The following is a 22,209-nucleotide window of genomic DNA, read 5'->3' on the forward strand; positions in this document are numbered from 1 at the left end:
GCTTGATTGAGTCATTATTTACCAGACAGTTGCTTTTAATCATCTTAGATCATCTCTCCAACGCCACTTTAATCAGGTGATGTTATGACACACGCCCCAAACCACGAGCATACCGAATTGGTACGCCGACTTGAAGAAAACCGTTTTATTTTTGCTCAAAATCCAAAGACCATCACAGACGCCATCAAAACAGATACTGGTACACCCCTTGACAAAATCCTAACCAGAGCATACAGGATTGACAGTAATGGTAAAATTGCAAGCACACTAACCCAGTCCAAAAAACTCATCAAAGGCTCATCGCAACTGCTTAGTATGGGATATTTTTTGCTTGGGTTTGTCGGTGTTTTTGGATTGCTTGGCTCACAGGTGGTGAATTTCTTTTATGTGGTACTGGCAGTACTAGGCTGGCATACTTTATCAATGCTTTGGTGGCTATACAGCCTATTTAGACGAGATGATGAGTCTTTTTTTATGGTGGTTTATGAACAACCTACTCTAAAAAAACCATTGCTATACCAACTCATCAATCCTGACAACCCCACTGTTCTTGAACACGCATTCGCTCTGCAATCCGACATTCATCGCCCCATCAAAAGATGGTATATAGGCAAAATCATACATCAAGCTTGGCTGTCGTCTTTGTTTGGAACATTAGTGGCATTGCTGTGTTTATTCTTATTTCGTCGTTATGACTTTATATGGGAATCTACCTTATTGACCGACATACATTTTGCCAAGTTCATGAATTTGTTTGGGGCCTTGCCTACTGTTTTTGGTTTTGATTTACCCAGTGCGGATATGCCCAAAAGCGAACAGAACGCTCGGTTTGCTTGGCTTACCATGCTATGTATCGTTTTATATGGTATCTTGCCTAGATTGATGGGTTATGTGGTATGCGTGGTGAAATCTGCTACTTATTTTACGATTGATATCAAGTCTTATTATTATGCCAATTTAATTCGTCAATTTAGTCAGCATATCATTGATCAAGATGATCATCGCCCAGACACACTAAGTAGCCAGCCCATCATTGATGTGCATGATAAATCATTCATCTTAGCAACGTTAGAATACCCCATGAATGATGCCATTAACACAACAGAACCTGTGAATATCTGCCATGAATTTGGAGTAATTAACGATAAAAATAGCTTAATGCTTGCCATCAACACCGCCAAACAAGCCAATGCTTTCATTTATCTTATCATTGATGTGCATATTTTGCCCGACCGTGGCATGGTAAGACGGATTATGGCATTGGCACAGACAGGCTTAGTGGTTCGCTTAGCAGGTATTGATGATGCTCAAAATAGCCATCATCATACATGGCAACAAAAACTAAAAGAGCTTGGTGTGATGATGGTTGAATGAACAACTTTTCTTCATCGGCAAAATCTTTGTAAAAAAATAAGCCTGTCATCAAGGCTTATTTTTTATTTAGAATCACTCACTCACAAAAGCAATTTTAGATAGTCCTGCACTACTTGCCGTTGCCAATACTTGTGCAACCATATCGTATTTGCCTTCACGGTCAGCACGCAGATGCACTTGTGGGTCATCGCCCTTAGCGACTTCATTCCCAAAGCGTTGTTCCAGCTCAGCAAGGCTAATTTTCTCACTGTCCCAGTAGATATCACCATAACTATCAATACTAATTTGTAGTACTTGGGGTGGTTGTTCATTGACGGTAGCAGTGGTCTTTGGCAGATCTAGTGGTACAGTCGGATTTAGAACCGTTGCCGTTACCAAAAAGATAATCATGAGTACAAGCATGATGTCAATGAGTGGAATAAGATTCATTTCACTCATGCCTTGATTGTCGCTGTCTCCCAGTTCAAAAGCCATCGCTTACTCCTTATTTGGCGGTTTCTGCCAAGATTTGATGTGCGGTATCATTAGCAACATGAATGGCACGGCGGTTCATGCGAGTGGCAATATTGTAAAATAGTACCGCAGGGATAGCAACCGCCAAGCCTAAACCTGTCATAATCAGTGCTTCGCCCACCGGTCCTGCCACCTGTGCCAAACCAGCTTGTCCACTTTTAGCGATGCTATGTAGAGCATGAAAGATACCCCAAACCGTACCAAACAAACCAATGAATGGTGCGATAGCAGCAGTCGTACCTAAAATCGGTAGACCTTTTTCCATCTCAAAACGATAGTTGGCAATTTTTTGCAATAATTTTTGCTCAACAATCATTTTTCTTTGGCTAAATTCCAAACCAGCCACATCCGCACTTGACAAGACGGACTGTCTTAGATCATCGCCAATGTGTTTGCCCAGTCGAGATGACTGTACAACACGCACAATGCCTGCTACCCACGAGATGATAGATAGGGCAAATAAGATGAAGAATAAAGCCTTACTAACGGCGTCAGTATGACCCCAATAAAATGCAAAATCCATAAAACTTCCTCATAAAAATCTAAATTTTTATTAAACTAACGAATATTAAAGCTCATCGGTAAAACTGCCGTACCTCGAGCTGGATTACCCCGCTCATCTTTAAAGGGATTAAAAGATGCTGCTCTAATAGCTTTGATAATCTGCCTATCAACATTCTTACCCAGGCCAGTATTTACCCCTGTGGCACTGATGATTCTGCCCTTTTCATCAATTTTTAGATGAACGGTAAATGATATGGTGCCAACTTTAGCATTCTCACTCACTTCAACATTGGAAAAATTTGGCTTGCGTCGCCAACTGGCATTCGCTTTGGCGGCAGAAATGGTGATATCACCAATTTGAGTGCCTGTGCCACGACCAATTTGATTACTGGCATGATTGGATGCGTTGTTTGCTTTTGCGGCAGCTTCAGCCTCTGCCCTTGCTTTGGCGTCTGCTTCAGCTTTTGCACGAGCATCTGCTTCGGCTCTAGCTTTCGCTTCCGCCTCTGCTTTTTGTCGTGCTGCTTCGGCGGCAGCCTTTTCTAGTCTTTGTCTTTCCGCTTCGGCTCTTTGTTGAGCCTCCCATCTTGCTTGTGCTTCAGCCTGTTGCTTTGCTAAAATTTCCGCTTGGCGATTGACTTCTTGCGGATCTAATTGTGGCTCTTGTTGTTTGCGTGGCTCACTTGGTGGGGGTTTTAACTGGGGCTGTTCTTTGACTGGCTCAGCTTTCGGCTTGGGAGCTGGTGGTCGTGGATCAGGATTTTTTTCAACTTTTGGAGCGGTGATGGGCTTGATGGGTTTTAGCATGGGGACAACCTCATCTAGCACTTGTTCAATCTTAACTTCTTTGACAGGCTCAATAATTTCCACCTTGATAGGTGGCGTGATTTTTAGTGTTTTTAGCTCAGGAAATTCCATTTTTGCCAAGCCCACAGCCACTAAACCATGCAATGCAAGTGCGACCCCAAGGGCGATCAGTTTGATGTTATTTTTAGAGATAGAATTGACATCACTCATGTTAGCCTACTGCTTTATGATATAATATACCGACAGGAACGGACGGCATACCGAAAATTTAATGGGTATATTTTCCATCTAAGAAAACTTATTATAACATAATGAGAATAGTTTGCAAATAAAAAAATATCATAAAAAAGCAGAGACACCTGATCTCTGCTTATCTTTCATGCAATGCACTTACATTGCATTTAGCACCGCTTCCCCCATCTTGCTACAGCTGACCAATTTAGTACCCTCTTCATAGATATCTGCCGTGCGATAGCCATCTGCCAACACTTTTTGTACCGCACATTCCACTTGCTTGGCACGACTTTCATCGCCCAAGCTATAGCGAAGAAGCATCGCAAGCGATAAAATGGTCGCCAGCGGATTTGCCTTATCCTGTCCTGCAATATCAGGAGCAGAGCCATGGCTTGGTTCATAAAGCCCCTTGCCGTTTTCATCAAGGCTTGCTGACGGTAGCATACCAATGGAGCCTGTCAGCATGCTTGCTTGGTCGGATAAGATATCACCAAAAATATTGCCTGTAGCAACAACATCAAACTGCTTAGGGTTTTTGACCAGTTGCATTGCCGCATTATCCACATACATATGAGACAACTCAACCTCTGGATATTCTTTTGCCATATCAGTAAAAATTTGTTTCCACAGTTCGGTGGTTTCTAGTACATTGGCCTTATCCACACTGCACAGTTTTTTATTTCTTTTTTGAGCAGCTTCAAAAGATACTTTGGCAATGCGACGAATCTCACTCTCGCTATATCGCATCGTATTAAAGCCCTCTCGTTCACCTTTATCGTTGGTAATAATACCTCGTGGTTCACCAAAATAAATATCTCCGGTCAGCTCTCGCACGATTAAAATATCTAGCCCTGATACGATTTCAGACTTTAAAGTGGAAGCGTTCGCTAATTCTTTGTAAAGAATCGCAGGACGCAAATTGGCAAACAAATTTAAGTCTTTACGAATCGCCAAAAGCCCTCTTTCAGGTCTAAGTGGGCGGTCCAAATTGTCGTATTGCGGACTACCTACCGCTCCAAGTAGTACCGCATCGGCTTTACGCACAATCTCTTGAGTTTGGGTAGGATAAGGCGAGCCGTATTTGTCATATGCCGAACCGCCCAAATAGGCGTATTCATAGCTTACATCCAAACCGTCAGCGATGAGTTTATCAAGCACCTTAACAGCTTGGGCGATGATTTCAGGGCCGATACCGTCACCGTTTAAAATTGCGATGTGTTTTGTCATAGTTTTTTCCTTTTTAAGATTATTCAAATTGCCCTGTCAGCCAATAATTACCGAAAATCACATTTCCTGACTTTGGCACATCATCAAACATATCAAGGTCAAAAACAGCTTCATACTCACCGCCATAGGTGCTAGCACGACACCAATAAAACTCACGATTTGTAATGGTATTGGTTCGTTTTTCAGCTTCAATGACAGTAAGTCCTGCTAAGACAATAGCAGTTGGTTCGTCCTGTTCATCATCGGAAAACATACCGCTTGGCGAAAAAAATTCCGAACTAAAACCAAGTTCATTATCATCTCGTTTTTGCCAATCATTAAAAGCATCTACATCAGCAAAAATATCAACATCTTCAGCAAATAATGTCAAAAAAGCGGTGCGAATTTTGTCATCGGCTTGATAATCCAAATAATTGGGCAGTTCAACAGTTAATGGGTAGATACCGTCACACCAACCATCATCTTTATCATATTCGCTCACATTAAGCCAGCCACAAGCCATGCCATCGCCAAATTGTCCTTGTTCAATCGGAGCAACCGCATTCATACCAAATATTTGTGATGTTTTTGGTGAAAAGCACGGAAATACATTGACGATTTCTCTGCTGTCATTATTACCACAAAGCCAAATTTGCACCCCACTTGGGTCGGTATAACTTAAATAACTTAGCTTATCGTGCGTACTACGATGTTCAGCATATGGTAAAATTTTTTCAATAATTTCACCAATGTCATCATTTGACTCAATAATAAATCCAACTGCTGAAAAATGGCTCATTTTTTATCCCTTATTATGCGTTTAATTCAGCAAACACCCACGGTCTATCCGCACGGGCTTTTTCTTCAAAGGCTTTAATTTCATCAGCATTTTGCAAGGTCAAGCCAATATCATCTAAGCCATTTAATAGGCAGTGTTTGCGAAAGTCATCTACTTCAAAGGCATATTCTTTACCGTTTGGGCTAATGACTTTTTGATGTTCCAAATCTACGGTTAATTGATAGCCAATATTTTCAAAACATTTTTTAAATAATTCATCAACTTCGCTTTCTGTTAATATCACAGGGAGCATACCATTTTTAAAGCAGTTGTTATAAAAAATATCGGCAAAACTTGGAGCAATCACGGTGCGAAAACCATACTCATTTAATGCCCAAGGGGCGTGTTCACGGCTAGAACCACAACCAAAATTGGTACGAGCAAGGAGAATGGTCGCCCCCTGATAACGGTCTTGATTTAGCACAAAATCAGGGTTTTTTGGGCGTTTTGAAATGTCTTGCCCCAAATAGCCTTCATCTAAGTAACGCAGTTCATCAAACAAATTATCGCCAAAGCCTGTGCGTTTGATGGATTTTAAAAATTGCTTAGGGATAATCAAATCCGTATCCACATTGGCACGGTCTAGGGGGGCAACAATGCCGATTTGTTTGGTGTATTGTTTCATAATTTTTGCCTTTTTGTAAGGTGTGTATTACACACATAAGAGTTTTTTCTTTCAGTGGTGCGTGATACGCACATTACTTTTATTTTATCTTTTAATTTAAACTTACCAGCTATAATAAGCCGTCAAACTTGCTACCGCCAATACTTTGCCATTTAGATTAAAGCCTAATACCGCAGGGCTAATCGTGGTTGGTAAATCTAGCATTTCATTTAAGGCGTACAAGGTAAAAATATAACGGTGCGGTTTATCGCCTTTTGGGGGAAATGCCCCAATAAAGCCGTCCAATCCTGCGTCATTTTTTAATTCCAAAACGCCATTGCCAAAATCATTAGATTGACCTTTTGGTAATTCAGTCCAATCAGCAGGAATGTTAAACACATTCCAATGCCAAAAACCACAGCCTGTTGGTGCGTCTGGGTCATACATGGTCAGCACAAAACTCTTGGTTTCGCTTGGAGCATTTTCCCATTCTAGCTCTGGGCTGATGTTATTACCTGTAAAGCCCCAAATATTGGCAACATAGTCGCTTGATAGCGTGCTACCTTCGCTAATGTCGGCACATTTTAATACCATTTCGCCTTGTGGTTGGGCGGGTTGGCGGACTTCCAAATAAGGGTTTAAAGATAAATCGTTCATATTCAGCTCCTTTTAAAATTTGACGATATTTGGTAAGGCAGTCCATGTGATAATGAACTGCCTAACTGCATTAAGCAACTGTTCTGACATCCACAAAATGCCCATGAATTGCCGCTGCCGCTGCCATAGCAGGGCTAACAAGGTGCGTACGACCGCCATTACCTTGACGACCTTCAAAGTTACGGTTAGATGTGCTGGCACAATGCTCGCCTGCTTGTAGCTTATCAGCATTCATCGCAAGACACATTGAACAGCCCGGCTGTCGCCACTCAAACCCCGCCTCTATAAAGATTTTATCCAAGCCTTGTTCTTCAGCTTGTTTTTTGACAAGTCCAGAGCCTGCCACTACCATCGCTTGCTTAATCGTGGGAGCGACTTTTTTGCCTTTGACAATTTTAGCAGCTTCTTGCAAATCTTCAATCCGAGAATTGGTACAAGAGCCAATAAATACACGGTCAAGAGCAATATCACTCAAAGATTGACCGCCTGTTAGCCCCATGTATTGATAAGCTCTTGCCCAGTCGCTTTTTTGGACATCGTCTCGTGCGTCATCAAGCATTGGCACATTAGTAGATACAGGAATGACCATTTCAGGCGAAGTCCCCCATGAGATTTGTGGTTCAATTTCATCGCCATTGATTACCACCACTGTATCAAAATGGGCGTCATCATCAGAATGCAAGGTCTGCCAATATGCCACTGCACGCTCCCAATTCTCGCCGGTTGGGGCATAAGGACGACCTTTGACATAGTCTATCGTCTTATCATCTACTGCCACAAGACCAACCCTAGCACCGCCCTCAATCGCCATATTGCATACAGTCATACGCCCCTCAATGGACATATCACGAAATACCTGACCGCCAAATTCAATCGCATAGCCTGTTCCGCCTGCCGTGCCAATCTTGCCAATAATTGCCAAAATCACATCTTTAGGGGTTACACTTTTGCCTAATTTACCATCAACACGCACAAGCATATTTTTCATTTTTTTGGCAACCAAGCATTGGGTGGCAAGCACATGCTCAACTTCACTAGTACCAATACCATGTGCCAAACAACCCAAAGCTCCATGCGTTGCAGTATGGCTATCGCCACACACCACCGTCATGCCAGGCAAGGTCAGACCCTGCTCTGGTCCTACCACATGAACAATACCCTGACGCTCATCATTAATGCCAAATTGCATGACATTAAAAGCTCTACAGTTATCATCAAGCGTTTTGACTTGAATGCGAGAGGTGTCATCTTCAATGCCTGATATGCCCTCTGCACGCTCTTTGGGTGAGGTAGGGACATTATGGTCAGGCGTTGCAATATTCGCCGACAATCTCCAAGGGGTGCGATTTGCCAAAGCCAAGCCCTCAAACGCCTGCGGACTGGTTACCTCGTGCAATAATTGGCGGTCAATATAGATAAGCGATGAGCCATCATCACGCTGTTTGACCAAATGGTCGTCCCACAATTTATCATAAAGCGTCTTTGGTGAATTGGTGCCTGCCATTGTTCTCTCCGAATTAATCATGGTCTGGGTTATGAATGATTTTATTATAGCATAGGTTAATGATAAATCTAATTTATCATTTTTATATTTTAAAAAAATTATGGAATGAATTATTCATTATTTATTTTACCATTTTTTATGCCAAAATACGCATTCTTGTGCAGCATACTAGACCAATTGATAAAAATATAAAATTTTTATTTATTTACAAACTTTTTTTTATTAAAATAGGCATAGTTATTTACAGGAATTTATCATGAATACCATCAATTTAACAACTTTTGTTACCGTCATGCAAACAGGAAGTATATCTGGAGCGGCAGAGAAACTATTTATTACACAGCCTGCGGTAAGTAAACGCATCAAGAATCTTGAAAGCGAGTTCGGGGTGGCGTTATTTGATACCATTGGTCGTGGCATCATTGCCACCCCTGCAGCACACGAGCTGTTGCCTTATGCCAAAAAATGGCTAGAGGATTATGAATCCTGTCGTTCCAGTCTTCAGCATTCCAAAGAAACGGTGAGTGGTCGGCTAGTCATCGGCACAAGTCATCACATCGGCTTGCACCATCTCGCTCCTGTACTAAAACGCTTCATTCAGATGCACCCCACAGTACAACTAGAAGTGCAGTTCATGGATTCTGAAGAAGCACATAAAGCCGTGCTTGATGGTGATGTTAGCTTGGCATTTTTGACACTACCGCCGACCTATGATTTAAGATTGAATTACCACACCTTATGGTCAGACCCACTATACTTTGTAACAGGCACCTTAAGTACACTTGCCCAAAAGAGCGGGGTTACGCTACTTCAGCTTGCCCATCACCCTGCCATACTACCTGCAGCAAATACTTTTACCAGTCAGATTACCCTAGCTGAGTTCAACCGCAGTAATCTGCGTCCTTATGCAACCATGACCACCAACCCCTTAGAATCTATCCGTATGCTAGTATCCATCGGATTGGGTTGGTCGGTATTACCAGAGACGCTCATCAATCAAGATTTGGTTAAAATTGACATGGCAGATGACATTGAACTACAGCGTCATCTAGGTGTAGTTACCAACCCAAATCTAACTCGTTCAGCAAACACTCAGGCGTTACTAGATTTGCTATCTATTGCTGACATACAAGCAAAATAAAAATAAAGCAACCTAGCCCAAGTTTGGTTAGCTAACTGGCAAGCTGTTTTAAAGTAGCTTTTAGTAGGCTTGAGGTGTCTATGGTTTCTAGTCCAAGCTGAGCTTGCTTGATTGCGTGCTGAGCCTCCTTTTCTTTGTAGCCTAGCCCCATCAAGGCACTTTCTACCTCAGCAATGATGTGCATTTGATTGTATTCAACCACATTGTCATCAAAAAACTCCCCACGACCACCAAATTCAGCCACGCCACCAAATTCTACCAACTTACCTTTTAACTCAATGATGAGCCTTTGGGCAGTTTTTTTGCCAATGCCAGGAACACGAACCAATGCCAAGTCATCTTCTTGCTCTACCGCCTGCTTTAGTTCGCTGGCGGATAAAGTTGATAGCATGGCTAGTGCCATTTTTGCTCCGACGCCATTGATTTTAATCAACTTTCTAAAGACATCTCGGTCTTGTTTTTGGATAAAGCCATATAATAGTTGTGCATCTTCTCGAACATATAAATGTGTATAAATTTGCGTTTGTTCATTTAAAGATAGCTGACAGAATGACGGTATGGGCAACTCAATCTCATAACCCACACCACTTGCTGTCATCACACACGCCAACGGTGCATTCAAATAACACACCACCCCTTGAATCAGTCCCATCATAGTTTTCCAACCTTATTAACTTTAATGAATGATAAAATTAAGGGCATAACTCAATTATGCCCTTAATTTGGTTCATCATACAAATATTATTAGTAGTACTCAACCATTTTTTCAAGAGAAATTGGGCGAATCTTGCTAGCATGCCCTGTTGCACCAAATGCCTCATAGCGAGCCACACAAATGTCTTGCATTGCCATGATTGAAGCTTGTAGATATTTACGAGGGTCAAACTCGCTTGGGTGGTCATTTAAGAATTTGCGGATTGCACCTGTGCTGGCTAAACGCAAATCGGTGTCAATGTTAATTTTGCGTACGCCGTGTTTAATGGCATCAACCAACTGATCAACTGGCACACCGTAAGTTTCGCCAATTTGACCACCATTTTCATTGATGATTTGTAGCCATTCTTGTGGTACAGAACTTGAACCGTGCATCACAAGATGGGTGTTTGGTAGAGCTTCGTGAATTTCTTTGATGCGGTCAATAGCCAAAATATCGCCTGTTGGTGGACGAGTGAATTTGTAGGCACCGTGTGAAGTACCCACCGCAATGGCAAGAGCATCCACATTCGTATCGGCAACAAATTGACGAGCTTCTTCTACTGAAGTCAATAGTTGGCTGTGGTCCAGTACGCCTTCTGCACCCACACCATCTTCCTCGCCAGCCATGCCTGTCTCTAGACTGCCTAGGCAACCAATTTCACCTTCAACCGACACACCGCAAGCATGGGCCATCTTAACAACTTCACGAGTAACACCAACATTGTAATCATAATCGGCAGGCGTCTTACCATCTTCTTTTAGTGAGCCGTCCATCATTACCGAGCTAAAGCCAAGCTGAATTGAGCGTTGGCATACCGCTGGGCTAGTGCCATGGTCTTGATGCATGACAACAGGAATGTGTGGCCATTCCTCTACAGCAGAAAGGATGAGATGGCGTAGAAATGGTGCACCTGCATATTTTCTTGCCCCTGCCGATGCTTGCACAATCACAGGAGAGTCGGTTTTATCCGCCGCCATCATGATGGCACGCATTTGCTCTAAATTATTGACATTAAAGGCAGGCAGACCATAGCCATATTCACCTGCATGGTCTAGTAACTGGCGTAAAGATACAAGTGCCATATTTCTCTCCAGATGGTTAACATTGATAAAATAATGTATTATAGCAAAAATCTAAATATTTATCAGTAAAAAACTACCAATTCCAAGACAATCATCAAAAAAGCCCATAAAAATGGGCTTTGATTAGTATTGCATGAATCAGTATTTTTGCTCTTCAGGAACTTCAGCTTCTGCATTAGTAGCAGCATCTGCAGCAGCACCGACTTTCTTAGCAACTTCAGAAGTCTTATCAGCAATTGTTTGAACGCCATCTTTGGCTGCTTCTGCGGTATTTTGTGCAGCGGCTTCTGCTTCTTTGGCGACTTCAGCTGTCTTATCAGCGATGTCAGCCTTAGCAGCTTCAACAGTCTCTCCGGCTTTTTCTTTGGTCTGATCGCTACAAGCTGCCAAAACAGCAACGCCAGCCAAAGTAGCAATAAGTAATAATTTTTTCATGATAGATACCTTGTATGTTATTTTCATCTGTTCTATTGTAATTGATAAAGATGGTAGATAATCAGCAAACCATCTATCAAGCACTGCATTAAGTCAGCTTTAGTTTAGCTCTAATTGTCAGATTTTACAAGATGTTATATAACAATGTAACAAAAAATAAACAATATAAGATAACCAACAAAATCAATCGTCAATCATCTTTTGGTCAGCCTAAGCCCTCGCTTCTTCCAACGCCTTAATGGCTGGTAGCACCTTGCCTTCAACAAATTCTAAGAACGCACCACCACCTGTTGAAAGATAGCTAACCTCAGACGCCACATCGTATTTGTCAATGGCAGCCAAAGTATCGCCACCACCTGCAATACTAAAGCCTTTGCTATCTTTAATTGCAAGCGATAAAATTTTTGTTCCCTCGCCAAATTTATCCACTTCAAAGACACCAACAGGACCATTCCAAAGAATGGTTTTGGCATTGGTGATGGCAGTAGCAATCCTGGTAGCACTGCTTGGTGCCATGTCTAAAATCATCTCATCACTATCAATCTCACCTACAGGCTTGTAGATGGCATCAGCCTGTTCTAGCGAGCCTAAGAAATTATCAAAATTGCTTTGTGATTTTTTGGCAACCACAACTTCACTAGGCAACAAAATATTAGTCTTTGTCATGATGCTCTTGGCAGTTTCCACAAGGTCAGCCTCATATAAAGAAGCGCCGACATTCACCCCTGTAGCAGCCAAGAAAGTATTGGCAATACCGCCACCAACAATAATATCATCACAGATATCAGCCAAGCTAAGCAAAACATCAAGTTTGGTCGATACCTTTGAGCCACCTACGATGGCAAGTACAGGTGCTTGCGGTTTATCTAAGGCACGAGACAAAGCATCTAACTCTTGTGCTAATAAATTGCCTGCACAGACTTGCTTTCCGTCAGCAGCAGCGGCACGAATCACGCCTTCGGTTGATGCTTGGGCACGATGAGCAGTACCAAACGCATCCATCACAAATACATCGCACAACTTAGCATACTGCTTTGATAACTCTGGGCTATTTTTCTTTTCGCCGGCATTAAATCTAACATTTTCAAGCAAGACCACTTCATTGACTTTGGCATCAACACCATTCTCTAAATAGTCTTTAGAAAAATGTACAGGACAGTCCAACGCTTTTTGTAGATAATCAGCGACTGGTTGTAAAGAGTATTTTTCTTCAGGCTCGCCTTCGGTTGGGCGACCTAAATGCGAGCAAACAATCACCGCTGCACCTTTAGCAAGAGCGTCTTTGATGGTTGGCAAGGCGGCCTGTAAACGCACATCACTAGCAACAACGCCATCTTTGACTGGGACATTCAAATCTTCACGAATTAGTACACGCTTACCTGCCAGATCCAAATCCTGCATTGCTAAGATTGTCATAACATCACCTTAATGTTGAATTTTGGTTAAGTGTTTAGTAAAACAATACCTTTAAAGTCTCTATTGATTATAAACGAAATGACAAAAATAGGCAACCAGCTGACAGATTGATGGTTACAAGACGATGAAACAGCGTTGCAAAAAATCTTAAATTTACTCATCAATTTTTTGCTCAACTTGCATCTTATGACTTAGAAAAAGTCAGGTTCATTAAGTACGCTCACCATTTATTTTTTTGTAAATACAATGCAAGGCTATGGCATATTTTATGCAAATACATTATAATAAGCGTTCATTTTAATCAAATAGGTATTGAATGCGAAATTGTATCAGTGCTTTTTTAGCGATGACTTTGGCTGCACAAATAACCCATGCACAGACAACTACAGCCTCTTATTATGCAGATAAATTCAACGGTCGCAAAACTGCCAATGGTGAAATATTCAGCAATCAAGACATGACTTGTGCTTCCAATAATCATGCTTTAGGCACTCATGTTGAAGTTACCAATGTGAAAACAGGCGAGTCAATCATCTGTAGAGTCAATGATCGTATCGGTAAGGCAAACCGTATTGATTTGAGTAAAAAGGCTTTTGCTCAACTTGCCCCACTATCACAAGGATTGGCAAAAGTCAGCGTACAAAAAGTCCAAAAGCACACTTTAGATACTCAGTCGGATGAAAGAATTAGCTTGGCTTATAACGAGTCTTACTAATTTAGCTTTTGGTTAAATTCATACCTTTTCAATGACATACAAATAAAAGCTCTGTTAATGGGCTTTTATAATTTTTAGCGTTTATTTTTAAAAAACACCCCGAAAACATACTGCTTTTGGGGTGTTTTTTAAGTTTTTAAAAACTTACACACTCATCTTCCAGTCAAAAGGCATCTCATGATGCCCACGCAGAGCCATCATTAGTGTCTGTTGCATGTGTTGCAAAACTTCAGCAGTATAAGGAATGGCTGGCGTACCCCATACAGGATCTGGCCAACGGCTGTCATTTTGATAGCGAACGATATGATGAAAATGCAATTGTGGCACTTGATTGCCCAAAGCAGCGACATTCATCTTGTCTGCACCAAAGATTTTTGCCATCTGGCTAGAAACCCAGCTTGACTCTCGTAAGAACTGCACTTGGTCGGCAGCATTCAGCTCGTAGATTTCTTTGATACCTGATACTCTCGGCACCAAAATAAGCCAAGGAAATTGACAGTCATTCATCAATCTGACAGTTGATAAGGGAAAATCCCCCACCAAAAAAGTATCCTTGGCAAGTGTTGGATGTAATTGAAACATTGCTTTTCTCTTTAATTATCAATTATGCTAAAATATGGACATTGTAGCACAAATCTACCTGTTATTGAACATTGTTAAATATTTATACATCTTAAGGCGATGCTAACTTCATCTCAACCAAATTATTTTCAAAATATTTAAGCAATTCAAAGACAGCATTTACCCTTGTAGCCACATCTTTTTCATCTTTAAAGGTGTGTTTGAGCGTTGTCGCTCCCATCATGCGATAACCATTATTAGACTGAATCAACCTAATGATGGCAAGTCCATCAATCGGCGTATCTGCCTTAAACTCTAAGGTTAGTAATTTTCCTGTTACATCAATCTTTGTGATGCCAAGTGGCATACTTTGTACTCGCATTTTATGTACCAAAAACAGATTGGCAAGAGCGGTGGGCATACCACCAAAGCGGTCAATCATCTCACTTTTTAAGTCATTAAGCTCATCGGTTTCTTGGGCGTTGGCAATGCGTTTATAGAACAACAGTCTTTCATGAACATCAGCTAGATAATCGCTAGGTATCAAGGCAGATGCGTGGATATTGATATCACTGACCAAATCAAGTGGTGTTTCTAGGCTTGGGGTCTTGCCCGATTTAATCGCTTTGGCGGCACGGTCTAGCATATCCATATACAGCCCAAAACCAATGGTCTGCATATTACCCGATTGCTCTTTGCCCAAAATCTCCCCCGCCCCACGAATCTCCAAATCTTCACTAGCCAGCATGAATCCGGCCCCAAGCGTGTTGGCACGACTGATGGCATCAAGGCGTTTTTTGGCATCGCTTGCCAAGCCTTTGATTGATGGCACAAACAAATAACAATACGCCTGATGGTGCGAACGACCCACTCGCCCACGCAACTGGTGTAGCTGAGCCAGTCCAAATTTATCAGCTCGGTTGATGATGATGGTGTTGGCATTGGGTACATCAATGCCTGTCTCAATAATCGTGGTTGCTACCAGCACATTGGTTTTTTTGTGATAAAACTCACTCATCACGCTGTATAGTTCTTTTTCTGCCATCTGTCCATGTGCCACCCCCACACGCACTTCAGGGATAAGTTTGGATAGATTTTCAGCAACTGAATTGATGCTTGCAACATCATTATGTAAATAATATACCTGTCCGCCACGCAGAATCTCACGCAAGATGGCATCTTTGATTGTCTGTTCATTTTTTTCAGCGACAAAGGTTTTGATAGCCAGTCGTCTAGCTGGTGGTGTTGCAATGATAGAGATGTCTTGCATTCCTGATAGTGCCATATTCAGCGTGCGAGGAATGGGCGTTGCGGTCATCATTAAGGTATCAACATCAGACTGAATGGCTTTAATTCTTTCTTTATGACGCACACCAAAGCGATGCTCTTCATCAATAATCATTAGACCCAAGTTCTTAAATTTCACATCATTTTGTAGTAGCCTGTGCGTACCAATAATAATGTCCACCTTGCCTTCTGCTAAATCAGTCAGTGCCTTATCTTGTGTTTTTTTACCAACGAATCTTGATAAACTTTCAATTTTAATTGCCCAATCAGCAAAGCGATTTTTAAAACTGTCTTCATGTTGTCCTGCCAGTAGTGTGGTTGGTACCAACACCGCCACCTGATAGCCCGCTTGCACAGCAATGAATGCTGCTCGCATGGCGACCTCTGTCTTGCCAAAACCAACATCACCACAAATTAGCCTATCCATTGGCTTTGCTTGTTTCATATCCGACATTACGGCGTCAATGGCGAGCTTTTGGTCAAGCGTCTCTTCATAGTCAAATCCACTGGCAAACAGCTCATACTGCACCATATCTATATCAAAGCTAATGCCTTGGCGTGCATTTCTGCGAGCCTGAGTATTAAGTAGCTCTGCTGCCACATCATAAATATCGGTTAGAGTTTTTTGGCGTGCCTTATCCCACTTGCCAGAACCGATTTTTGACAACTGCACCGCCTCACTGTCTGTACCACTATACCGACCGATTAACGCAAGATTGGTAATCGGTACATAAACATTGGCATCGTCAGCATATTTAATATGAATAAATTCTTGCTCACCTTCTCCCACATCTAGCACAACCAGTCCCACATAGCGACCAATACCATAGGATAAATGCACGACAAGCGACCCTTCGGTCATTTCGCTGACTGATTTAATCAAAAAAGCCTGCGATAAGGCGTTTTGGCGTCGCTGTCTGGCATGATTTACCTGCCTGCCAAAAATCTGTGCTTCAGTAATGACACAAAAACCATGCTCACCCATCAACCACAAAACACGCTCAATGGAGGCAACAACGATTGCTAATGTATCCGTAAAAGTTGGTAACTTATCAATAAACTCACCAAAGCTACCCACCACAGTCGTGTTTAACTTACCTTTTAATAACTCCAAAACAATCTCACGCCGCCCTGCACTTTCACAAGCAAGCAGTACAGGCTCATCACACCCACGAACAAACCGAAGAAATTCATCAAGCGGTTCGTCCTGCTGATGATTGATGGGCAGGTTTGGAACAGCTTTGGTAATAACATCTTTAAATGGGGCTGATACATTTTCTTGATTACCAAATACCACTCTAGGATAGTTTTTTAGAGATTGGAAGAACTCATTGCTTGGCAGATACAAAAAATCTGGCGGCAAAATAGGTCTATCTTTATCAAAAGCACGAGAATGATGGCGTTCATTGACCTGCGTCCAAAACTCGTGATGATAAGCAGACAATCTATCATCACAAATGACAATCGCATCATCGGGCAGATAGCTAAATAAAGCTCCTTGGGTTTGCCACTGCGATAACTCAAAAAAGAGTGGCATATAATACTCAATTCCTGCCGGCGAAATACCGCTCATGACATCATTATACAGCTCAAACTTTCTGGCGGAGGCATTGGGGAATAGACTGGCAAAATTCTGACGAAAGGTCTCTTTGTCGTCTAAATCAAATTCTCGTGCCGGCAACAGACGAAAATGTTCAACCTTAGCTGTATTGGGCAACATGGCATCATCAAAAATACCATCTTGTTTTAGCTTGGCTAAATCATCTTGACTGACGGTACGCTGAGTGTCTGGATTAAATAATTTGATGGACTCTATCTCATTATCAAATAGCTCTAAGCGAAATGGCAAAGGCTGACCGACAACAAAAATATCTACAATACTACCACGCACAGCGAACTCGCCTGCCACATAGACATTATCCACCGCTTCATAGCCTGCTTTATCCAATCTGATTCTTTCATGTGCCAAATCAAAGACATCGCCAACTTTTAAATCAAAAAATCTTCCCAAAAGATGACTTGGTGGGGTGATTTTTTGCATGAGTGTCTGAATTGCCACCAACAATACCCCAGCTGTTGGCATGTGTGTCAAAAGCTCAATACGCTCCGAGATGATGTCTTGATGAACAGACAGATTGTCATAAACCAGCGTTTCATAATCAGCAAAAACATGAACCTTAACCCCAAAAAATGCAAGCTCACCAGCCAGAGTTTGTAATTCTTCTTGGTTTTTGCAAATGACTAAATGTAGCCGATTTTGTATCTTAGTATGGTCTGAAAGCCAAAATGCCAAACTGGCATCATTAACCTGCTGATAATGAGTTAGAAAATTAGGCTGAAGTTTTGGGGTGTGAATGGTGATGTTTGTCATGAAAATCAAATTAAACAATAAAAAATAGGTCAAAAACTAGCAACATCAAAACAGATTACCAATTTTGTAGTTTTAGTTGCCATGCACGGCACTTGGCAGCGATGGTATCACTGCTGTGCGACATGATATCGGCAGTAACAGCGATGTACTCCAATGGCGTGCCCGACAGCCCATCTCGCAGTTGATAGACATTATCCAAAGCGATGCCACCAATCACACATAATGGCAAATCCAGATTGGCGGTTTTTTGTAAAGTTGGCATGGGGACCAGTCTGACTTTTGGCTTGGTAAGCGATGCAAACACCGCACCCATTGCTCCATAAGTCGCCCCTTCTTTTTTGGCTTGTTTAAACAAAGCAATGTCTGAATGGCAGGTACGACCAATAAAAACATCCTTGCCCAATATCTCTCGTGCCACCGCTACGCTACCATCTCTTTGTCCTAAGTGTAGCCCTGTACAAAAGTGCGATGCTAACTGCAAGTCATCATTCATGACCACAGGTACATCATATTTATCTGCAAGACTTACCAAAAGTTCAGTTTCTTGATAGACAGTGGCTAGATCGTATTGGCGTAGCGTGGTCTTTCGGCGAATCTGCAACAATGAAATCACCCCTGTATCCAAAGCTCTTTCTAGCTTATCAAGCAAGGTGCTGATTTCATCATCGTTGGTTAGTAGATACAGTTTGGGGCGATTGGACTTGGTTGTTGACATATTGAACACATGACAAATAATAAAAATACGCCATTATAGCCTAAAAACTCTCGTCAAGACAATGAAAAAGCCCAGATTTCCATATCTAGGCTCATATCAGTATCAATTATATCAATGGCGATAAGCAAGCTGAGTTAGGATATTTTCAGCATCGCTCCAACGAGACTGTGAAGCGTTAGCACCCAATAGGACGATGACCGCAGGTTTATTATTCACATGGGTTTCCATCACGACACAATAACCTGCCTCACGAATAAAACCTGTCTTTGAAACACCAATGGGGTGCGAACCTGAACGAACCAAACGACTAGTATTATTTGCTTTATAAGTGCGATTGCCTAAGTTGTGATTGACGATATAAAAATCATAGCTTGGTGCTGTTGAAAAATTACGCAGCAACTGATAACGAGAATCCTGACTGACCGCCTTCATCATTTTCACCAAGTCATTGGCTGATGAGACATTGCGTGGATCAAGACCTGATGAATCTGAAAAACGAGTCTTGTACATCCCTAGACTTTTAGCTTTGGCATTCATCGCATCAATGAACGCATCATAACCACCTGGATAAGTGCGAGCCAATGCTTTGGCGGCTGGGTTTTCAGATTTCATAAGAGTCATCAATGCAAATTCAGAGCGACTTAGCGTGTCGCCTGCACGCAAGTTGGTGGTGGCTTTTTTTGCACCGACTAGGTCTGATGGAATGAGTGTGATTTCTTCTCGCATATCAAGACCGGCATCTAAAATAACCATGACTGTCATGACTTTGCTAATAGAAGCAATAGAGCGAGTGTCATCGATATTTTTTGAATAAATCAAGTTGCCAGATTCTAGGTCAAGGACCGCCACCGCTGATGAATTGGTACTCACCGCCAACTGGTCAAACAAAGGGGCGTTTTGATGTGATAAAGCATAAGTTGGCGTGGTTGTGGTTGGCACTTGCGTGTAGCCAAATGACCCACCCACCGTTTGAACATCGGCAGGTCTGATGGTGGTCGTGGTTTGTACTGTTGAACTGGCAGGCGGGGTCGCCTTTGAAGCAGTGATGATACGCTGATTGCTACTGTCCACCGTGAACGCATGAGTCTGAACCCCTAAGAGCATCGTGCCCACCACAGCACAATGAATACCGAGACGCTTGGTTAATTTAACATTTCTCATGATGAATCCTCAAAAACAGCGACTTTTTACTCAGCTTAAATCTGAATTTATCCACCTTTAACATAAGATGAGCTGAACAAATCCAAAATAGAACAACAGTCTATTTATTAGAATATCGACTAAGTAGCCCAAACAACAAGATGGATTTTCTTTATTTTTATTTTACCATATTTAGGCACATTATGTACGCAAAAAAGCATGGATTCTTCATAAAAAATCCAAAAAAAACCACCCCAAAATCCAATGTTTCAATCACCAAAAAAGGACAGTTTATCGCCCAAAGAATGAAAAATATCAGTTGTAATCATGTAAAATTATGCTAAACTTTTCAAAAATAGGATAACACGACTTAATTAAGTGCTTAAGGAGCTGCATGACAATCAAAGTTTTGGTGGTTGATGACCATGATTTGGTGCGTATGGGCATCGCTCGTATGCTTGATGATGATGTCAATATTGAGGTAATTGCAGAGGCGGATGACGGCGATATCGCCGTACAGCTAGCTCGTAGGCATCGCCCCAATATTGTCCTGCTTGATGTGAATATGCCCAACATGGATGGCGTGGAGGCAACTCGCCGTATTAAACAAATTGACATAAACATCAAAGTCTTAGCAGTATCTAGCCTATCGGCACAGCCCTATCCTTCCATGCTACTAAAAGCAGGTGTTGATGGCTATATCACCAAAGGAACGCCACTTGATGAGATGATTCGAGCCATCAAAAAAGTGCATGGCGGTGGCAAATATTTTAGCCACGATGTTGCCGAACAGCTTGCCCATACAGTTCTAGGCGAGCAAACACAATCACCCTTTGAACTTCTATCCGAGCGAGAAAAACAAGTTGCCATGATGGTGGTGAACTGCCAAAGTGTGCAAGAGATTGCTGACCAGTTATTTGTGAGTGTTAAGACGGTCAATACTTACCGCTATCGTATCTTTGAGAAATTGGGTGTAAATAGTGATGTTAAGCTTACCCATCTTGCCATGCGTCATGGACTAATTGATACCAAATAAACACTTGGGCATCTAGCATCATTTTAAAATAAAAAGCCACAAAAATACTTTGTGGCTTTTTATTATCAAGCTGTCATCAATCATCAAATCAACTACCCATCAAGCCGTTTAGCTATAGTGTTTGGGCATTTCATCATAAACATGGGCGTGCCACGAACTCATCTGACGCTGCATGACGGTTGCGATGGCGGCATGAATCATGCTCTGACCCACCATCTGCACATCATCACCAATGATGGCTTTTGCCTGCTCAGAAAAAGCAATGGTAACCATCGGCTCATGCTCTCTACCCACTTCTTGTAAAGTTAAGACACCGTCTTCACGCTCCACAAATTCAAGCACTGCTTCTTTGACCATCATTTCACCATTTTGGCGTTCTTTAACCAGACTTTTAGCGATGGGTTTTTTGCGTTTAACTTTTGGCTTTTTGTTCTCGCCCAAGTCCACAACTTCATCAGCAGGCTTGGCTTTTTTGGGTCTGCCACGGCGTTTAGGCTTGTTGGTATCAACATCTTGTGTTAACTCTTTGTGTATTGATTCATGTAGGTCAGGTGCTAACAGCTCTTCTTGACTAATGCGTGGCTGTTGTGTTGCCAGTTTCTTTTGTAACTCTTCTTCTATGAGAGCTTCTGCTTCTTTAATCAGACGCTTGATCAACTCATCATCTGCTTTATCAGACATCGCACAACTCCAAAGTGTTTTTTATTATTCTAATATAAGGACTACTTGGCTTTTTTCAATATCTAACGCCAATAACGCAACTTTGCCATCATGAATAAAAACGAAACAAACATACCCAGATAATAAGCCATTTTCACATCAAAGCTCTCGTCTCGATATTTAATCGGCATGGCAATCAGTGCTGTCAAAGCAGGAATAATGATAAGCCCAACCAACCAGTTTTCAAGCACATGCAACCAACCTTGCAGTCTATCGCCACCACCTAAGCGAAAACCTGACAATCCAATCAGCATGACCGCCACAATCAAAGTTAAAATAAGCCCCTTAGGAATGCCTGATGGTACAATTTTATCAGGAATAAGTCGAGTTAACATCAGCTATACACCCCCATAATAGAGAGCATGGCGACAGTGGCCAGTAGCCAACCTAGCGTCCATGCGTTTCTTGGATGAATGGTGGTCTTGCCCATTTTATTCAGTAATAAACTACCTAGCCAAATCAATGCAGGTACGACAAAAACAAAGAATGGTACAACTTTGATGGCATGACTGATGACCGCTTGCGTGTCATCACCTGCCAAGAGACGAAGCCCATACCCTGCCAAACTTAATATCAACGATGAGCAAAATAAAGCAACGGTAACACCCCAAGGAATGACACTTGAGAGCTGATGATGATTGTTTTTATCCAC

Annotated in this window: 23 protein-coding genes; 4 read left to right on the plus strand and 19 right to left on the minus strand. The window is 41.9% G+C overall.

Annotation, left to right across the window (positions count from 1 at the left end; all coding sequences use genetic code 11):
• Window positions 1-84 precede the first annotated feature (84 nt).
• Window positions 85-1,374 carry a DUF2868 domain-containing protein gene (locus tag ACERC6_RS00480; protein WP_373627296.1) on the plus strand — a complete coding sequence of 430 codons (1,290 nt, stop codon included), beginning with the start codon at window positions 85-87 and terminating at the stop codon, window positions 1,372-1,374.
• A gap of 72 nt (window positions 1,375-1,446) precedes the next feature.
• Here the strand turns inward: ACERC6_RS00480 and ACERC6_RS00485 are convergent, their stop codons facing one another.
• The 8 genes from ACERC6_RS00485 to leuC form a co-directional block, all read right to left on the minus strand.
• Window positions 1,447-1,848: an ExbD/TolR family protein gene (locus ACERC6_RS00485; protein WP_373627298.1), complete on the minus strand. Its 402-nt coding sequence runs from the start codon at window positions 1,846-1,848 to the stop codon at window positions 1,447-1,449.
• 10 nt (window positions 1,849-1,858) lie between these two features.
• Window positions 1,859-2,410 carry a MotA/TolQ/ExbB proton channel family protein gene (locus tag ACERC6_RS00490; protein ID WP_373627299.1) on the minus strand — a complete coding sequence of 184 codons (552 nt, stop codon included), beginning with the start codon at window positions 2,408-2,410 and terminating at the stop codon, window positions 1,859-1,861.
• A gap of 35 nt (window positions 2,411-2,445) precedes the next feature.
• Complete coding sequence (locus ACERC6_RS00495; RefSeq protein ID WP_373627301.1) at window positions 2,446-3,408, minus strand: hypothetical protein; 963 nt, start codon at window positions 3,406-3,408, stop codon at window positions 2,446-2,448.
• Between the two features lie 180 nt (window positions 3,409-3,588).
• Window positions 3,589-4,659 carry a 3-isopropylmalate dehydrogenase gene (gene leuB, locus ACERC6_RS00500; RefSeq protein ID WP_373627302.1) on the minus strand — a complete coding sequence of 357 codons (1,071 nt, stop codon included), beginning with the start codon at window positions 4,657-4,659 and terminating at the stop codon, window positions 3,589-3,591.
• 19 nt (window positions 4,660-4,678) lie between these two features.
• Complete coding sequence (locus tag ACERC6_RS00505; RefSeq protein WP_284674465.1) at window positions 4,679-5,437, minus strand: hypothetical protein; 759 nt, start codon at window positions 5,435-5,437, stop codon at window positions 4,679-4,681.
• 13 nt (window positions 5,438-5,450) lie between these two features.
• A complete protein-coding gene (leuD, locus tag ACERC6_RS00510; RefSeq protein WP_373627304.1) occupies window positions 5,451-6,101 on the minus strand; it encodes a 3-isopropylmalate dehydratase small subunit in 651 nt (216 codons plus the stop codon).
• Between the two features lie 102 nt (window positions 6,102-6,203).
• Entirely contained in the window at window positions 6,204-6,737 is a 534-nt protein-coding gene (locus tag ACERC6_RS00515) for a YbhB/YbcL family Raf kinase inhibitor-like protein (protein WP_373627305.1), read from the minus strand.
• 70 nt (window positions 6,738-6,807) lie between these two features.
• On the minus strand, window positions 6,808-8,241 hold the full coding sequence (gene leuC / locus ACERC6_RS00520) for a 3-isopropylmalate dehydratase large subunit (RefSeq protein ID WP_373627306.1): 1,434 nt from the start codon (window positions 8,239-8,241) through the stop codon (window positions 6,808-6,810).
• 256 nt (window positions 8,242-8,497) lie between these two features.
• Here leuC and ACERC6_RS00525 point away from each other — a divergent pair, with 256 nt between their 5' ends.
• A complete protein-coding gene (locus tag ACERC6_RS00525; protein ID WP_373627307.1) occupies window positions 8,498-9,382 on the plus strand; it encodes a LysR family transcriptional regulator in 885 nt (294 codons plus the stop codon).
• A 31-nt stretch (window positions 9,383-9,413) separates the two neighbouring features.
• Here ACERC6_RS00525 and ruvA read toward each other — a convergent pair whose 3' ends face one another.
• The 4 genes from ruvA to ACERC6_RS00545 form a co-directional block, all read right to left on the minus strand.
• On the minus strand, window positions 9,414-10,037 hold the full coding sequence (gene ruvA, locus ACERC6_RS00530) for a Holliday junction branch migration protein RuvA (protein WP_373627308.1): 624 nt from the start codon (window positions 10,035-10,037) through the stop codon (window positions 9,414-9,416).
• Window positions 10,038-10,126: 89 nt separating this feature from the next.
• Entirely contained in the window at window positions 10,127-11,161 is a 1,035-nt protein-coding gene (gene fba / locus ACERC6_RS00535; RefSeq protein ID WP_373627309.1) for a class II fructose-bisphosphate aldolase, read from the minus strand.
• A 138-nt stretch (window positions 11,162-11,299) separates the two neighbouring features.
• Window positions 11,300-11,596, minus strand: coding sequence for an entericidin (locus tag ACERC6_RS00540; RefSeq protein WP_373627311.1), 297 nt, complete (start codon window positions 11,594-11,596; stop codon window positions 11,300-11,302).
• Between the two features lie 210 nt (window positions 11,597-11,806).
• On the minus strand, window positions 11,807-13,012 hold the full coding sequence (locus tag ACERC6_RS00545; RefSeq protein WP_373627312.1) for a phosphoglycerate kinase: 1,206 nt from the start codon (window positions 13,010-13,012) through the stop codon (window positions 11,807-11,809).
• A 316-nt stretch (window positions 13,013-13,328) separates the two neighbouring features.
• On the opposite strand from ACERC6_RS00545, the gene ACERC6_RS00550 reads away from it, so the two are divergent.
• Complete coding sequence (locus ACERC6_RS00550; RefSeq protein WP_373627313.1) at window positions 13,329-13,727, plus strand: septal ring lytic transglycosylase RlpA family protein; 399 nt, start codon at window positions 13,329-13,331, stop codon at window positions 13,725-13,727.
• A 144-nt stretch (window positions 13,728-13,871) separates the two neighbouring features.
• Here the strand turns inward: ACERC6_RS00550 and ACERC6_RS00555 are convergent, their stop codons facing one another.
• From ACERC6_RS00555 to ACERC6_RS00570, 4 genes are all read right to left on the minus strand, one after another.
• Window positions 13,872-14,309, minus strand: coding sequence for an HIT domain-containing protein (locus tag ACERC6_RS00555; protein WP_373627314.1), 438 nt, complete (start codon window positions 14,307-14,309; stop codon window positions 13,872-13,874).
• A gap of 91 nt (window positions 14,310-14,400) precedes the next feature.
• Window positions 14,401-17,946 carry a transcription-repair coupling factor gene (mfd, locus tag ACERC6_RS00560; protein WP_373627316.1) on the minus strand — a complete coding sequence of 1,182 codons (3,546 nt, stop codon included), beginning with the start codon at window positions 17,944-17,946 and terminating at the stop codon, window positions 14,401-14,403.
• Window positions 17,947-18,001: 55 nt separating this feature from the next.
• Entirely contained in the window at window positions 18,002-18,661 is a 660-nt protein-coding gene (locus tag ACERC6_RS00565; protein WP_373627317.1) for a thiamine phosphate synthase, read from the minus strand.
• Window positions 18,662-18,772: 111 nt separating this feature from the next.
• A complete protein-coding gene (locus tag ACERC6_RS00570; RefSeq protein ID WP_373627318.1) occupies window positions 18,773-19,822 on the minus strand; it encodes a D-alanyl-D-alanine carboxypeptidase family protein in 1,050 nt (349 codons plus the stop codon).
• A gap of 373 nt (window positions 19,823-20,195) precedes the next feature.
• Between ACERC6_RS00570 and ACERC6_RS00575 the strand changes: the two genes are divergently transcribed.
• Window positions 20,196-20,837: a response regulator gene (locus tag ACERC6_RS00575; RefSeq protein ID WP_284674452.1), complete on the plus strand. Its 642-nt coding sequence runs from the start codon at window positions 20,196-20,198 to the stop codon at window positions 20,835-20,837.
• Between the two features lie 108 nt (window positions 20,838-20,945).
• Here the strand turns inward: ACERC6_RS00575 and ACERC6_RS00580 are convergent, their stop codons facing one another.
• From ACERC6_RS00580 to ACERC6_RS00590, 3 genes are all read right to left on the minus strand, one after another.
• Window positions 20,946-21,518 (minus strand): hypothetical protein, encoded by a 573-nt coding sequence (locus ACERC6_RS00580; RefSeq protein WP_284674451.1) that lies wholly within the window; start codon window positions 21,516-21,518, stop codon window positions 20,946-20,948.
• A gap of 62 nt (window positions 21,519-21,580) precedes the next feature.
• Window positions 21,581-21,892, minus strand: a complete 312-nt coding sequence (locus tag ACERC6_RS00585; protein WP_284674450.1) for a hypothetical protein — start codon at window positions 21,890-21,892, stop codon at window positions 21,581-21,583.
• Window positions 21,892-22,209, minus strand: a complete 318-nt coding sequence (locus ACERC6_RS00590) for a hypothetical protein (protein WP_284674449.1) — start codon at window positions 22,207-22,209, stop codon at window positions 21,892-21,894. Before ACERC6_RS00590 ends, ACERC6_RS00585 begins: the two co-directional genes overlap by 1 nt.

Origin of the sequence: Moraxella sp. E33BD (genome assembly GCF_041807865.1) — a bacterium.
Taxonomy (GTDB): Bacteria; Pseudomonadota; Gammaproteobacteria; order Pseudomonadales; family Moraxellaceae; genus Moraxella; species Moraxella haemolytica.